Raw genomic sequence first — 13,519 nt, 5'->3', positions numbered from 1 at the left:
AATGACCACTCCTGTTACCCCGGCGACCCGCCCCCGGCTCGCGCTGTTCGATCTGGACCACACGCTGCTGCCGCTCGACTCCGACTACGAGTGGGGGGAGTTCACCATCCGCATCGGCTGGAACGACCCGGTCGAGTTCGCGCGCCGCAACGGCGAGTTCTATGCCCACTACCAGGCCGGCACGCTCAATGTGCACGACTACGTGCGCTTTGCCACCGAGGCGGTGCGCCTGCGCGGCCCCGAGGCGGCCGCTGCCGCGCACGAGCAGTTCATGCGCGAGGTCATCGGCCCGGCCATCCAGCCCCAGGCCGTGGCGCTGCTGCGCCAGCACCAGGAGGCCGGCGACGAGGTGCTGATCGTCACGGCCACCAACGAGTTCGTCACCACGCCCATCGCCCGGGCCCTGGGCGTGCCGCAACTGCTCTCCGTGCAGTTGGTGCGCGATGCCGGCGGCTGGTACACCGGCGAGATCGACGGCGTGCCCACCATGCGCGAGGGCAAGGTCACGCGCATGGAGCAGTGGCTGGCCGAGCGCAAGCTCACCTGGGGCGACGTCGAGAGCACCTTCTACAGCGACTCGATGAACGACGTGCCCCTGCTCGAAAAGGTCGACCACCCCGTCGCCACCAACCCCGACCCGCGCCTGCGGGCGCTGGCCCAGGAACGCGGATGGCGCATACTGGACCTGTTTACTGCACATCCATGATCAAGAAGTTCATCGACAAACTGCTGGCCAAGGCCGTCCCCGGCAGCACGCGCGGCAAGCCGCGCTTCGGCAAGCGCGAGGAGGTGCCCGCCACTGTGCATGGCATCAACCCCGAGCTGGTGGACCGCCGGGCAGCCGAGGTCGTGGCCACGCTCAAGCAGGCCGGCTTCGAGGCCTACATCGTCGGCGGCGCCGTGCGCGACCTGCTGCTGGGCCTGCGCCCCAAGGACTTCGACGTGGCCACCAACGCCACGCCCGAGCAGGTCAAGGGCCTGTTCCGCCGCGCCTTCATCATCGGCAAGCGCTTTCGCATCGTGCACGTGGTGCATGGCCGGGGCCGCGAGCACGAGGTGATCGAGGTCTCCACCTTCCGCGCCTACCTGGACAACGCCGCCGCGGGCCAGGTCAGTGGCAACGAGAAGACCAGCAAGCAGCAGCTGTCCAACATGCAGCATGCGGTGGACGCGAGCGGCCGCGTTTTGCGCGACAACGTCTGGGGACCGCAGGACGAGGACGCCACGCGCCGCGACTTCACCGTCAACGCCATGTACTACGACCCGGTGAGCCAGGTCGTGGTGGATTACCACAAGGGCATCCAGGACGCGAAGAAGAAAACGCTGCGCATGATCGGCGACCCGGCCACGCGCTACCGCGAAGACCCGGTGCGCATCATCCGCGCCGTGCGCTTTGCCGCCAAGCTCAGCGCCCTGGGCTTCACCATCGAGGCCAAGACGGCCGAGCCGCTGGTGCAATCGCAGGCCCTGCTGGCCGACGTGCCGCAAAGCCGCATGTTCGACGAGATGCTCAAGCTCTTGCAGACCGGCCACGCCATCGCCACCATCGCTCAGCTCAAGAAGCTGGGCATGGCCAAGGGCATCTACCCGCTGCTCGATGTGGCGGTGGAGCGCGCCGACTCGCCTTTCGTGAGCGCCGCCCTGGCCGACACCGACCGCCGCGTGGGCGAGGGCAAGCCCGTGGCGCCCAGCTTCCTGCTGGCCTGCGTGCTCTGGGAAGACGTGCGCACCGGCTGGGAAGACCGCCTGAAGAACCCCCGCCAGCACCCGCTGCCTGCGCTGCAAGAGGCCATCGACGAGGTGTTCGACAAGCGCATCGGCGATGTCTCGGGCCGCGGCAAGCTGGCCGCCGACATGCGCGAGATCTGGGTCATGCAGCCGCGCTTTGAAAAGCGCGTGGGCAGCACGCCCTTCGGCATGGTCATGCAGCCGCGCTTTCGCGCCGGCTTCGACTTCCTGCGCCTGCGCGCCGATGTGGGCGAGGTCGGCGAGGCCCTGGCCGAATGGTGGCAGGACTTCCAGGCCGCCGACGACGACCGCCGCGAGGACCTGATGGACCAGGCGCGCGAGGAACAGAAGGCACGCCAGCGCGTAAGCCAGCCCACGGCGCGCCGCGTGCCCAAGGCGGCGCCCGCCGGCGAGGGCCAGGCCCAGGCCGCCCAGCCCAAGCCCCGAGCAGCAGCTCCCCGCGCCGTGCCTGCGGACGCGGAAGGGGAGGACTTCGCCCCCGAACACGAGGGCAGCGATGCCGTGCCGCCGGACGGCAGCGCTCCCAAGAAACGCCGCCGCCGTCGCCGCAAGCCCACGGGCGGTGGCGGCGGGGGCGAAGGCTCGGCTGCGCCTGCGGCCCAGTGAGCACAGGCTCTGGCATGGTCGTCACGGCCTTCATCGGCCTGGGGGCCAACCTGGGTGACCGGGGGGCGGCCCTGCAGCAGGCGCTGGCCTCCCTGGCGGCCCTGCCGCAGACCCAGGTGCGCCGGGTCTCCTCGCTCTACCGCAGCGCGCCGGTGGATGCCGACGGCCCTGACTACCTGAACGCCGTGGCCGAACTGGCCACCGGGCTGCCGCCCGAAGAACTGCTGCAGTCCCTGCAGGCCATCGAGGCGGCGGCGGGCCGGGAGCGCTCGTACCGCAACGCCCCGCGCACGCTGGACCTCGATATCCTGCTCTATGGCGATGCAAGCATCGCCACCCCCGACCTGACCGTGCCGCACCCGCGCTTGGGCGAGCGCGCCTTCGTGCTGCTGCCCCTGTCGGAGATCGCGCCTGCGTGCGTCGCACCCGGCCAGCTCGATGCGGTCGCTGCGCAGCGCATCGAGCGCATGGATTCGCCCCTCTGGCCCGTGGTGGCCAGCAACTGATCAGCCGCTCTGCGGCTTGCCCGGCAGGCGGGCCGCAAGGCCCTGCACCACGACCTCGCTCCAGGCCTGGAATCCCGCATCCAGCGGGTGCGTGCTGCCACTGCTCCAGCGCACCACAAAGGCCCGGTTGGCCATCTGCGGCAGGTGGCGCGCCAGTGTGGGGCAGGCCGTGGCGTCGATCTGTGCCAGCCGCTCCTGGTGGCCCGTGGCCCAGCCCGCGGGGTCGTCTTCGGGCTGGGGCGCCAGCTCCATCGTCACGAAGCTGACCATGGCGGCAATCACCACGTTGTAGGCATCGAACAGGCCCTGTTCCGCGAAGCCGGCCGACTCGAGCAGCGCCAGGATGCGGTCCAGCAACAGCGGGTTCAGGCTGGTGTTGGACACCAGCTGCGCCCCCAGCACCGGTGCGATGCGCGGGTGCTGCTGCACCGCGCGGCGGTAGCGCGCAAAGAGCGCGCGCAGTTCGGCCTGCCAGTCGCCGGCCGGGTCGGGCGGCGCCAGCTCGCCCACTGCTGCCGTCACCGCGCCGGCGATCAGCGCGTTGCGGCCCCCGGGCACATGCCAGTACAGCGCCGTGGGGTAGACGCCCAGGGTGCGCGCCAGGTCGCGCACGCTGAAAGCCTCCACCCCGCGCTGGTCGATCAGCGCCAGCGCGGCCGCCAGCACGCTGTCCCGCGACAGCTGGGGCGCCGGGGTGTCCGGGGAGGGCTTGGCAACAGGGGAGGGCTTGGCGGCGCGTGGCATGGGTGAAAAGAGGGGAGGGCAGGACGGCGGTCAGCGCGGATTGTCGGGCATTGCCGCACAGGCCCCTCTTGCCAGCCTGCAAGCCTCGGTCCATAATTTCTTGTACACCGTACAGGAAATCCCATGAACGCCACCCCAACCCACCTGGACCAGGCCCTTTTCCAAGCCGTGGAGAACTACCGCGCACGCAACCCGCGCAGCGCTGCTCTGTTGGCCGAGGCCGAGCAATCGCTGCCCGGCGGCAACACGCGCAGCGTGCTGTTCCACGGCCCCTTCCCGTTGAGCATGGCGCGTGGCGAAGGCTGCCGCGTGTGGGATGCCGACGGGCACGCCTACATCGACGCCCTCGGTGAGTTCACGGCGGGGCTCTACGGCCACTCGCACCCGGTGATCCTGGCCGCCCTCCAGGAGGCGCTCGCCGGCGGCATCAATCTGTCCTCCCATACGGCGCGCGAGGCAAGGCTGGCAGAGGAGATCCGGCGGCGTTTCCCGTCCATGGAGCTGCTGCGCTTTGCCAATTCGGGCACCGAGGCCAACCTGCTGGCCCTGGCCGCCGCCAAGGCCCACACCGGGCGCAGCAAGGTCGTCGTGTTTGACGGGGCCTACCACGGCGGCGTGCTCACCTTCGCGGGTGGCGGTTCGCCCATGAACGTGCCGCACGCCTTTGTGCTGGCGCGCTACAACGATGTGGACAGCGTGCGCGCCCTGGTGGCGGAGCATGGCCCGGACATCGCCGCCATCCTGGTGGAGCCCATGCTGGGCGCCGGGGGCTGTATCCCCGGCGAGCCGGCCTTTCTGCAGGCGCTGCGCGATCTGGCCGACGGCTGCGGCGCGATGCTGGTGTTCGACGAGGTGATGACCTCGCGCCTGTCCTTCGGCGGGCGCCAGGCACTGCTGTCCATCCGCCCGGACCTCACCACGGCCGGCAAGTACCTGGGGGGCGGCATGTCCTTCGGCGTGTTCGGTGGCCGGCGCGAAGTGATGGAGCGCTTCGACCCGCGCCGCCCCGATGCGCTGGCCCATGCCGGCACCTTCAACAACAACGTGCTCTCCATGGCCGCGGGCCATGCGGGGCTGAGCCAAGTGCTCACGGCCGAGGTGGTGCAGGCCCTCAATGCACGTGGTGAGGCGCTGCGCGCGCGCTTCAATGCCGTCTTCGCGCAGCATGGCGTGGACATGGGCTTCACCGGCATCGGCTCGCTCATGACCCTGCACGCCACCGCAGGACCGGTGCGCTCGCCCGCCGACCTGCAGGGCACGGACGGCCGGGCCAAGGACCTGCTGTTCTTCGCCCTGCTCGAAGAGGGCGTGTTCATGGCGCGGCGCGGGCTGATCGCGCTCTCGCTGCCCGTGGGCGATGCCGAATGCGACGCCCTGGTGGCCGCGCTCGATGCCGTGGTGGCGCGCCACCACGCCGTGTTGCCGGCACGGGCATGAAAAAGGGCCCCGGAAGGGGCCCTTGCTCAGTGCGGTTGGCGCTCAGTCGACCTTTGCACCAGACGCCTTCACGACCTGCTGGTACTTGGCGCGTTCGCTGGCCATGAAGCTGTCGAACTGCGCAGGCGTGGTCGCCACCGGTTCGGCCAGCAGCAGGCCGAAGCGGGTCTTGGTCTCGGGCGCGTTCAGCGCTGCCACGAACGCCTTGTTGAGCTTGTCGATCACCGGCTTGGGCGTGGCCGCAGGGGCCACCAGGCCCCACCAGGTGTCGATGGAGAAGTCCTTGAACGTGGCCGACAGCGGGGGCACGCCCGGCAGGTTGGGGCTGGCGGCCAGCGAGGTCACGGCCAGGGCCTTGAGCTTGCCGGCGCGGATGTTGGGCGCGGCGGCGGCCAGGTTGTCGATGTTGAAGTCCACCTCGCCGGCCAGCAGGGCCAGTTGCGCCGGGTTGGCGCCGCGGTAAGGGATATGCAGCGCGAAGATGCCGGCGCGCTGCTTGAACATCTCGCCCGCCAGGTGGCCGGCGCTGCCATTGCCGCCGCTGCCGTAGTTGAGCTTGGCGGGGTTGGCTTTGGCATAGGCGATCAGGTCGGCCAGGGTGTTGATCTTGAGCTGCTCGGCCTTGGCGGCGTTGATCACCAGCACATTGGGCACGCGCACCATCTGCGTGATGCCGGCGAAGTCCTTGCCTGCGTCATAGGGCATGCGGGTGTAGAGCCAGGGGTTCACGGCGTGCGTGGCCGTGGCCGAGATGCCGATGGTCAGGCCGTCCGGCGCGGCCTTGGCGATGGCGTCGGCACCGATGTTGCCGCCCGCGCCGCCCTTGTTGTCGATGATCACCGTGCCCAGCGAGTCGCGCACGCGCTCGGCCAGCGCACGCGCCGTCACGTCGATGGGGCCGCCCGGCGCGTAGGGCACGATCAGGCGGATCGGCTGCCCCGAATCCTGGGCCATCGCTGCATGGGGAAGGGCTGCGGCCACGAGGGCGGCGCCGGCGAGGAGGGTGGTGAGGTTTCTGCGGTTCATGGTGCCATTGTGCAAAAAATGGAGCGGCCACTACAAAAAAGAGGGGCCGGCATCGGGAAATACCCCCATCGCCAAGGCTGGGGCCCTTCGCCTCAGCCGTGCTTGTCCGCCTCGGAAGTGAAGGCATCGGCGAAGAATTCCTCGGGGGGCAGGCCGCGCTGGGCGCTGTAGGCGTCGCGCGCCGACTCGACCACGATGGGCGCGCCGCAGGCATACACCTGGTGGCCCGAGAGGTCGGCAAAATCGTCCAGCACCGCCTGGTGCACAAAGCCCGTGCGGCCGGTCCAGCCGTCTTCAGGCAGGGCGTCGGAGACCACGGGCACGTAGCGGAGGTTGGGCATCTCGGCCACGCGCGCCTGCACCCAGTCGGCCATGTACAGGTCACCCGGGCGGCGGCCGCCCCAGTAGAGCACGGTGGGGCGCGTGATGCCCTTGAACTGGATGTGCTCGATCAGCGCCTTGGTGGGGGCAAAGCCCGTGCCCGAGGCCAGCAGCACGATGGGCTTGTCCGAATCCTCGCGCAGGAAGAAGCTGCCGAACGGCCCCTCCACGCGCAGGATCTCCTTTTCCTTCATGGCGCCGAACACATGGTCGGTGAAGCGCCCGCCCGCCATGTGGCGGATATGCAGCTCCACCCCCGGCGCATCGCCCTGGGTGTGCGGCGCATTGGCCATGGAGTACGCGCGGCGTGCACCGTCGCGCAGGATGAACTCGATGTACTGCCCCGCGTGGTAGCGGAAGGTGTCGGCCGCGGGCAGCTGCAGGCGCACCTGCATCACGTCGTGCGACTGCTTCGTGAGGGTGGAGACGCGCACCGGCATCTTCTTGACCGGGTAGGCGCTTTCGTCCGTCACCTGGCGCGATTCGAGCACCACGTCCGACAGGGGCTTGGCGCAGCAGGTCAGCACGTAGCCGGCGGCCTCTTCGTCGGCGCTCAGGGCCTTGGACTGGTGGTTGGCGTGGAACACCGCGCCACTGAGCTTCTTGCACTTGCAGGAGCCGCAGGCGCCGTCCTTGCAGCCATAGGGCAGGCCCACGCCGCTGCGGATGGCCGCAGCCAGGATGGACTCGTCGCCCTGGGCGGCAAAGGCGCGGCCGCTGGGCTGCACGGAAATCTGGAACGTGGAAGTGGGGGCCGCCTCGGCGCTGGTCATGTTGTGGGTATCCTTGGGACGATCTACTATCTTCTTCGCGGACCCGATTTTGCCTTCAAACCAAAACCCCCTCGGCGCCCTGCCGGCGCGTTTTCGCCGTGAACGCCTGCTGATCGTGGGCTGCGGCGACGTCGGCCAGCGCGTGGTGCGCCAGTTGCAGGTGCCCGACCGCGCGACCCCGCGCCTGCGGGTGATGGCGCTCACTTCCAGCCCGGGCCGGGTGGCGGACCTGCGGGTGCGGGGCATCACGCCCCTGGCAGGCAACCTGGACCATGCCGCCAGCCTGCGGCGCCTGGCTGGCCTGGCCACCCGGGTGATGCACCTGGCACCGCCCCCGGGCGACGGTGGCGAGGCCTGGTGGCGCGACCCGCGCACCGTGGCGCTGGCACGCGCGCTGCGCCTGCGCAGCCAGCCGGCCTCGCTGGTGTACGCCTCGACCAGCGGCGTGTATGGCGACTGCCAGGGTGCCCTGGTGCCCGAGACCCGCACCCTGGCCCCCGCCACGCCCCGCGCCCAGCGCCGTGTGAATGCCGAGCGCGCGGTGCGCCATCTGGGGCGCTCGGGTGTGCGCGCGAGCATCCTGCGCATCCCCGGCATCTATGCACCCGACCGCGAGGGCGGCACGCCCGAGGCACGGCTGCGCAAGGGCACGCCGGTGCTGGTGGCCGAGGACGACGTGTACACCAACCACATCCATGCCGACGATCTGGCCCGCGCCTGCCTGCGCGCGCTGTGGCAGGGCCGCGCCCAGCGCATCTACAACGTGAGCGACCACAGCCACCTGAAGATGGGCGACTACTTCGACCTGGCGGCCGACCTCTACGGCCTGCCGCGCCCGCCGCGGCTGCCGCGCAGCACGGCACAGACCGAGCTGCCGCTGGTGCTGCTGAGCTTCATGAGCGAGTCGCGCCTTCTCGACAACGGGCGCATGCTGCACGAACTGGGGCTGCGGCTGCGCTACCCCAGCGTGGCTGAAGGGCTTCGCGCCTGAGCTTGCGCCCTGCCCCTGCCCCTGCCAGCGTCCCCATGCAGCACCCGGCAAGGAGGCCGTGCCCTGCCATGGCGCTTCTTGCGGTTCTGCCGCAGCAGGTCGTTCAGGGCCTGTCGGAGCTGTTCGACTGCTGGCGTGCGCGCCAGTCCTTGGGGTCGGGCGTGTAGCTTCCAGGGGCCATCTGCGCTGGGCGTGTCTCCCTGTTGCGGCGTTCCTCCTCCGCGCGGCGGTCACGTTCGGCCTGCTCGCGTCGGGCCTGGTCCCGGTTGGCCTGGTCACGCCGCTCCTGGTCCCTGCGCGATTGCTCGCGCTCCCGGTCGCGCTCCCGTTCTCGTTCCCTGTCCCGTTCACGCTCGCGCTCGCGCTCCTGCTCGCGTTGTTCGTGGTAGCGGCGGTCGCGCTCGATCTGGTCGCGCAGGGCGGCCTCGCGGTACTCCTGGTCGCGCCGGTCCTGTTCACGCTGGCGCTCGCGTTCCTGGCGGTCGCGCTCCATCTCGCGTGCCATGGCTTCCATGCGCAGTTCGCTGTCGCGCCGGGCGTCTTCTTCGATGCGGCGCATGCGCTCCATGTCCTGCGCATAGCTGCTGCTGCGCGTGGCCGCAGGTGGGGTCCACGGCTGCGATCGCGCCGCCGGGGCCTCAGGGGGCGTGGCTGCGGCGGGGCGCGATGGGGTTGTGCGCGTGGTCCCCGCCGCTGTTTTCGGCGCGCCATGCGCCCTTGCAGGTTGCGCTGGAATGGGCGACGGGTAGCTCGCCAGGTCCACATGCTGGAGCCCGGGCAGGCCCGAGGGGCGGTATGCCGATGCAGTGGGATTCGTTTCCTGGCGCACCACCGGGTCCGCAGGCACCACGGGGGCCGGCGGCGGTGCAGGCATGGCGACCGGGGGCGGGGCAGCCGCTGCTGTGGGCTGGATGGGCGATGGGTAGCTTGCCAGGTTGACATACGGCAGGCCCAGCGGGCGGGGTGGGTACCTGCCGGCACTGCAACCGGCGATCGTGGCACCCAGCACGCAAAGAGATGCCAGGCGGAAAAGCGCAGGGGTCATGTAGCTCCTTGGACAACCGGTCGTGTGACCGTGTCCGACTTTGACGCGCGGTGGGGGAATCTGGTTGACGCTGCGGGTGCAGGCCAGCGACATCCGCTTTTTGGTAGGTTGGGGTCGCGGCGCGGCAACGACCGTGGGCGGTGCTCAGCAGGGCGCCTGGCCGCCATTCGAGCGGCACACCCCGCCTGGGCCAGGGAAGCGCCCAGGGCCATTGCGCGGGTAGGTATTGCCCTGGTTGTCGGTGCACCGGTAATCCGAGCACTGGGTGAGCCGTGGCGGTGGCTTCTGGGGCTGCTGTGGAAACACCACCGGAGGGTAGGGGGCCGGGTAGCCTGCGCCGTAGCGTGGTGGCACGACCACCACACGTGGCTGCGCAGCACGGGCGCGCTCCACTTCGGCATAGCCCTGGGGGCCCAGGCAGTCGAGGTCCATCTGGCGCTGGGCCGCTTCCAGGCGTTGCCCGTGTTCCTGCGTGGAGCGGGGGCCTTCGTTGGCCAGCATGTCGTAGCTGCGGCGCGAACGCGCGCACTCGGGTGAGCGCGCATAGTCCTGGGGCAGGGGGGCATTGGCGGCGCGTGCGCGCTGGAGGTCTGCCGCGCGCTGTGCATCGGCCTGTGCGGCCTCACTCTCGGCTTGCAGCCGCTGTTGCTTGCGCTCCAGCGCTTCGGCGGACAGTTGCCGGTCCAGCAGTATTTCCTCGGGTGTGCGGCGGGGTTCCACCTCGCGGGCCGCCTCACCGCTGCTGCAGGTCCCGTCGGTATAGGTCACCTTGCCGGTGCGCGCATCGGTGCAGCGGATGACCTGGGCCTGCACACCCAGGCACAGGCCTGCCAGGAGCAGGCCGTAGAGGGTGGGGCGCAAGAGGCAGGCCATGGTGGGTGTTTTGCAATCTGTGGCCACTCAGGGACTGGATCGTATGCTGCCGCGCCAGCCGGTCGGCGCCGGGCTGAGTCCGGACTGGACCGACCGGCGCTCGTTGCGCTCGCGGTCTGCGGCTGCACGGCGATCACGCTCGATCTGGTCGCGCCGCGCCTGCTCGCGTTCCCGCTGCGCCTGCTGCACCCGCTGCTCCTGCTCGCGCCGGGCGTGGTCACGTTCGCGGTCACGGCGTTCGCGGTCCGCCTGCTCGCGCTGGGCTTGCTCCCGCTCTCGTTCGCGCTGCCGTTCCCTGTCCCGTTCGCGCTCGCGTTCCTGGTGGAGGCGGTGATCGCGTTCCAACTGGTCGCGCAGGTCGTTCTCCCGGCGCAGGGCGGCTTCGCGGTACTCCTTCTCGCGCCGGTCCTGCTCACGCTGGCGCTCGCGTTCGGCATAGGCCTCCGGGCCCATGCAATCCATGTCCATGCGCTGCTGGGCGGATTCCTTCAGGGGGGCATATTCCCGCGTGGAACGGTGGTTCTGCTGGATGCGCAGCAGATCGTAGGCACCCCGGGAGTCAGCGCAACCGGGTGAGCGGGCATAGTCGTACTGCCGCGGGGCGTACTCGGTGAGGGCGCGTTGGAGGTGCGCTGCGCGCCGCGCATCAGCTTGCGCGGCGCCATGGTCCGCCTGCAGCCGCTGCCGGCTGCGCTCCAGTGCCTCGGCGTGGGCCTGCTGGAGCCGCAGCAACTCTTCATGCGCGGGGCGTATCTTGACCTCGTGTGCGGCCTCGCCGCTGCTGCACAGACCGTCGGTGTAGGCGACCTTGCCGGTGCGGGCATCGGTACAGCGCGTCACCTGGGCCTGCGCCCCCAGGCACAACCAGGCCGTGCAAAGGCCGACGACAAGATGGCGAGCCAGGATCATGCCGCGTCCCGCGGTGCTGCCACCCGGTGCTCAGGGCTTGTCGGAGCTGTTGGATTGCTGGCGTGCGCGCCAGTCATTCGGAGCGGGCGTGTAACTTCCCGGAGCCATCTGCCCTGGGCGTGATTCGCGGTTGCGGCGCTCTTCCGCAGCCCGGCGGTCGCGTTCGACCTGGTCGCGGCGGGCCTGCTGCTCGCGCTCGGCCTGGTTTCGGCGTTCCTGGTCACGGCGGGCGTTGTCGCGGTCGCGGTCACGCTCCCGGTCGCGGCGCTCGCGCTCGGCCTGTTCGCGCCATTGCTGCTGCGCGCGTTCGCGTTCCCGTTCGCGCGCCCAGTCGCGTTCGTCGCGGCGGTTGCCGTAGTACACCGGTGGGGGCGGTGCCACATACACGGGGGGCGGTGGCGAACGGTAGACCGGTGGCGCGTCGTAGATGATCGTCGAGCTGCTCGGCGGGTAGTAGGTGGGGGCGGGTGCGTAGTACGGGTCACCCGGTACCGTGGCACAGCCCGTCAGCACGGCGCCCAGGACCGTGGCAGAGAGAACGCGGGCGAAGGTATTGGTCATATGGATTCAGACTCCCGGCGCATGGGGCGCGTTCCGCGTTGCAGGTAAAGGCCAGGAAAACAACACCGCCATGGTGTTGCATCGGCTGGGCCGCTTGCAACTTGACGTTTGAGCACCGCATTTGGTTGACGGGGACACCAGTTTGCCGCAGACAGGCGTGCGACGATAGCCCTTGCGGGTAGGCCAAATGCCATTGGCCGGGTAGGTGCGTGACATCGTTCACGCCCCAAAGGTCGCGTTGCCGCTGGCTGCGCCGCCACGGCAGCGCGCCGGCCCCGGCAAAGGGCTTTTTTATTTGGGCAGCACGCGGCGGATGGTTTCCGCCAGGTCTTCTGCCACGAACTTGGCCACGTAGCCGTCGGCGCCCACGCTGCGCACATGGTCTTCGTTGGCCGAGCCCGACAGCGAGGAGTGGATGACCACCGGCAGGCCGTGGAAGCGCGCATCCTGCTTGATGTTGCGGGTCAACGTGAAGCCGTCCATCTCGGGCATTTCCAGGTCGGTCAGCACCATGGACACGCGGTCCAGCACGGTCTTGCCTTCGGCTTCGGCGCTTTTGGCAATGGCGTTCAGCCGGTCCCAGGCTTCCTTGCCCGACTTGACCATCTCGAACGGTGCATTGAGGGCCTTGAGCTCCTGCTCGATCAGCGAGCGCGCCACGAAGGAGTCGTCGGCCGCCAGGATGATGGAGCCGGGGCGCAGCTTGAGCTTGGCGCCCACCTTCTCTTCGGTGACTTCGTGCCCGTCGGAGGGGGACACCATCTGCAAAATGGCTTCCACGTCCAACACCTGGGCCAGGCGCGATTCGTCGGTGTTGCCGTCCAGGCGGGCGATGCTGGTGACGAGCTTGCCCTTGGCACCGCTGGTTTCGGCCGAGAGCACCTGCTTCCAGTCCAGGCGCACGATGTCTTCCACAGACTCCACGGCGAACGCCTGCGTGGTGCGCGCGTACTCCGTGACCAGCATGATGTTCAGGCCCGTCTGGGGTTTGCAGCCCACGATGGAGGGCAGGTCCAGCACCGGGATCACCTGGCCGCGCAGGTTGACCACGCCCAGCGAATGCGGCGTGGTGCCCGCGATGGGCGTGATGCTGGGCATGGCCACGATCTCGCGGATCTTGAACACGTTGATGCCGAAAAGCTCGGACTTGTTCAAGGCGGTGTCTGTGCCCAGGCGGAACAGCAGCAACTCGAACTTGTTGGTGCTGGTGAGGTTGGTCCGCTCGTCGATGTCCTGCTGCACTGCTTTCATGGAAGTGTCCTTTGCGCAGATACGCGCGTTTACAAATTCTAGGATCAGAACGGTGTGCGCAGCACGATAAATTGTCAGGGCGTACCCGAATGGGGTCTGCCCGCCCCCCAACGTCGCGGCGCCGAGACACTGCTGGCGCCGCTGTTACAAATTGGCAGGGGCGGTGCGCGCGGGCTCCTTGTGCCCGGTCATTGTGCTACAGGCCCGCCACCGGGCCGTAGTGCAGCACGGTGGGGAAAGGGTCATAGAAATGGTGCAGCAGCGCCTTCCACTCCTGGTACTGCGCGGACTGGCGAAAGCCCACCTCATGGTCCTTCAGGGTGTCCCAGCGCACCAGCAGCACATAGTCGTCCGGGCGCTCGATGCAGTGCTGCAGTTCGTGCGACTGGTAGCCGGGCATCGAGGCAATGATGCGCTGTGCCTTTGCAAAGGCCTGCTCGAAGGCGCTGGCTTGGCCGGCTCGGATGGTGAGTTGGGCGATTTCCAGGATCATGGGGTGGTCTGTGGGGTGGGGGCAGCCCCGGTTGTACCCCAGACTCCCCGCCGGATTTCGGCGCAGGCGGGTTTCCTAGGGCGTGTCATCGTTCATTTCACCCCCGCGCTGGCCCCGGCATGCGGATGGATGCGCGAAGCGCGGCGCAGCCCATAGTGGACTATGGGCAAGCCG

At 69.4% G+C, this 13,519-nt stretch carries 14 protein-coding genes; 5 read left to right on the top strand and 9 right to left on the bottom strand.

All coding sequences use genetic code 11. From position 1 onward, the window contains the following. The first annotated feature begins 1 nt into the window (after position 1). Genes AC3WOH_RS22275 through folK form a run of 3 tightly spaced genes read left to right on the top strand, consistent with a single transcriptional unit; the run spans position 2 to position 2,861 of the window. The gene (locus AC3WOH_RS22275; protein ID WP_492231510.1) at positions 2-706 is read left to right on the top strand and encodes a histidinol-phosphatase; all 705 of its coding nucleotides are present in this window, start codon (positions 2-4) and stop codon (positions 704-706) included. After that, on the top strand, positions 703-2,355 hold the full coding sequence (gene pcnB, locus AC3WOH_RS22270; protein WP_492231509.1) for a polynucleotide adenylyltransferase PcnB: 1,653 nt from the start codon (positions 703-705) through the stop codon (positions 2,353-2,355). The genes AC3WOH_RS22275 and pcnB overlap by 4 nt, the downstream gene beginning before the upstream one ends. A 14-nt stretch (positions 2,356-2,369) precedes the next feature. Continuing rightward, positions 2,370-2,861: a 2-amino-4-hydroxy-6-hydroxymethyldihydropteridine diphosphokinase gene (folK, locus tag AC3WOH_RS22265; RefSeq protein WP_492231608.1), complete on the top strand. Its 492-nt coding sequence runs from the start codon at positions 2,370-2,372 to the stop codon at positions 2,859-2,861. Here the strand turns inward: folK and AC3WOH_RS22260 are convergent, their stop codons facing one another. Next, positions 2,862-3,605, bottom strand: coding sequence for a TetR/AcrR family transcriptional regulator (locus AC3WOH_RS22260; RefSeq protein ID WP_492231508.1), 744 nt, complete (start codon positions 3,603-3,605; stop codon positions 2,862-2,864). A 123-nt stretch (positions 3,606-3,728) separates the two neighbouring features. Here AC3WOH_RS22260 and AC3WOH_RS22255 point away from each other — a divergent pair, with 123 nt between their 5' ends. Further along, positions 3,729-5,042, top strand: coding sequence for an aspartate aminotransferase family protein (locus AC3WOH_RS22255; protein ID WP_492231507.1), 1,314 nt, complete (start codon positions 3,729-3,731; stop codon positions 5,040-5,042). Positions 5,043-5,084: 42 nt separating this feature from the next. Here the strand turns inward: AC3WOH_RS22255 and AC3WOH_RS22250 are convergent, their stop codons facing one another. Both AC3WOH_RS22250 and AC3WOH_RS22245 read right to left on the bottom strand, forming a co-directional pair. Continuing rightward, positions 5,085-6,068: a tripartite tricarboxylate transporter substrate binding protein gene (locus AC3WOH_RS22250; protein ID WP_492231506.1), complete on the bottom strand. Its 984-nt coding sequence runs from the start codon at positions 6,066-6,068 to the stop codon at positions 5,085-5,087. A gap of 92 nt (positions 6,069-6,160) precedes the next feature. Beyond that, entirely contained in the window at positions 6,161-7,222 is a 1,062-nt protein-coding gene (locus AC3WOH_RS22245; protein ID WP_492231505.1) for a CDP-6-deoxy-delta-3,4-glucoseen reductase, read from the bottom strand. Between the two features lie 49 nt (positions 7,223-7,271). Between AC3WOH_RS22245 and AC3WOH_RS22240 the strand changes: the two genes are divergently transcribed. Further along, positions 7,272-8,213: an SDR family oxidoreductase gene (locus AC3WOH_RS22240; protein WP_492231504.1), complete on the top strand. Its 942-nt coding sequence runs from the start codon at positions 7,272-7,274 to the stop codon at positions 8,211-8,213. A gap of 103 nt (positions 8,214-8,316) precedes the next feature. Here the strand turns inward: AC3WOH_RS22240 and AC3WOH_RS22235 are convergent, their stop codons facing one another. The 6 genes from AC3WOH_RS22235 to AC3WOH_RS22210 form a co-directional block, all read right to left on the bottom strand. Continuing rightward, on the bottom strand, positions 8,317-9,258 hold the full coding sequence (locus AC3WOH_RS22235; protein WP_492231503.1) for a hypothetical protein: 942 nt from the start codon (positions 9,256-9,258) through the stop codon (positions 8,317-8,319). Positions 9,259-9,402: 144 nt separating this feature from the next. Continuing rightward, positions 9,403-10,131: a DUF4124 domain-containing protein gene (locus AC3WOH_RS22230; RefSeq protein ID WP_492231502.1), complete on the bottom strand. Its 729-nt coding sequence runs from the start codon at positions 10,129-10,131 to the stop codon at positions 9,403-9,405. Positions 10,132-10,158: 27 nt separating this feature from the next. Then, positions 10,159-11,040 (bottom strand): DUF4124 domain-containing protein, encoded by an 882-nt coding sequence (locus AC3WOH_RS22225; RefSeq protein ID WP_492231501.1) that lies wholly within the window; start codon positions 11,038-11,040, stop codon positions 10,159-10,161. A gap of 30 nt (positions 11,041-11,070) precedes the next feature. Continuing rightward, positions 11,071-11,601 carry a hypothetical protein gene (locus tag AC3WOH_RS22220; protein ID WP_492231500.1) on the bottom strand — a complete coding sequence of 177 codons (531 nt, stop codon included), beginning with the start codon at positions 11,599-11,601 and terminating at the stop codon, positions 11,071-11,073. 291 nt (positions 11,602-11,892) lie between these two features. Then, positions 11,893-12,852, bottom strand: coding sequence for a chemotaxis protein (locus AC3WOH_RS22215; RefSeq protein WP_492231499.1), 960 nt, complete (start codon positions 12,850-12,852; stop codon positions 11,893-11,895). Positions 12,853-13,048: 196 nt separating this feature from the next. Next, positions 13,049-13,345 (bottom strand): antibiotic biosynthesis monooxygenase family protein, encoded by a 297-nt coding sequence (locus AC3WOH_RS22210; RefSeq protein WP_492231498.1) that lies wholly within the window; start codon positions 13,343-13,345, stop codon positions 13,049-13,051. Positions 13,346-13,519: the final 174 nt, after the last annotated feature.

The sequence above is a fragment of the Acidovorax sp. FW305-C-20-28 genome, from assembly GCF_058783375.1.
Note: the sequence above shows the minus strand (reverse complement) of the source record. Positions and strands in the feature narration are given on the sequence as shown.

Coding starts and splice junctions, on each gene's coding strand:
- AC3WOH_RS22255 (WP_492231507.1), top strand. CDS start 3,729: ATGAACGCCACCCCAACCCACCTGGACCAGGCCCTTTTCCAAGCCGTG.
- AC3WOH_RS22245 (WP_492231505.1), bottom strand. CDS start 7,222: ATGACCAGCGCCGAGGCGGCCCCCACTTCCACGTTCCAGATTTCCGTG.
- folK (WP_492231608.1), top strand. CDS start 2,370: ATGGTCGTCACGGCCTTCATCGGCCTGGGGGCCAACCTGGGTGACCGG.
- AC3WOH_RS22250 (WP_492231506.1), bottom strand. CDS start 6,068: ATGAACCGCAGAAACCTCACCACCCTCCTCGCCGGCGCCGCCCTCGTG.
- AC3WOH_RS22235 (WP_492231503.1), bottom strand. CDS start 9,258: ATGACCCCTGCGCTTTTCCGCCTGGCATCTCTTTGCGTGCTGGGTGCC.
- AC3WOH_RS22210 (WP_492231498.1), bottom strand. CDS start 13,345: ATGATCCTGGAAATCGCCCAACTCACCATCCGAGCCGGCCAAGCCAGC.
- AC3WOH_RS22215 (WP_492231499.1), bottom strand. CDS start 12,852: ATGAAAGCAGTGCAGCAGGACATCGACGAGCGGACCAACCTCACCAGC.
- AC3WOH_RS22260 (WP_492231508.1), bottom strand. CDS start 3,605: ATGCCACGCGCCGCCAAGCCCTCCCCTGTTGCCAAGCCCTCCCCGGAC.
- AC3WOH_RS22225 (WP_492231501.1), bottom strand. CDS start 11,040: ATGATCCTGGCTCGCCATCTTGTCGTCGGCCTTTGCACGGCCTGGTTG.
- AC3WOH_RS22275 (WP_492231510.1), top strand. CDS start 2: ATGACCACTCCTGTTACCCCGGCGACCCGCCCCCGGCTCGCGCTGTTC.
- AC3WOH_RS22220 (WP_492231500.1), bottom strand. CDS start 11,601: ATGACCAATACCTTCGCCCGCGTTCTCTCTGCCACGGTCCTGGGCGCC.
- AC3WOH_RS22230 (WP_492231502.1), bottom strand. CDS start 10,131: ATGGCCTGCCTCTTGCGCCCCACCCTCTACGGCCTGCTCCTGGCAGGC.
- pcnB (WP_492231509.1), top strand. CDS start 703: ATGATCAAGAAGTTCATCGACAAACTGCTGGCCAAGGCCGTCCCCGGC.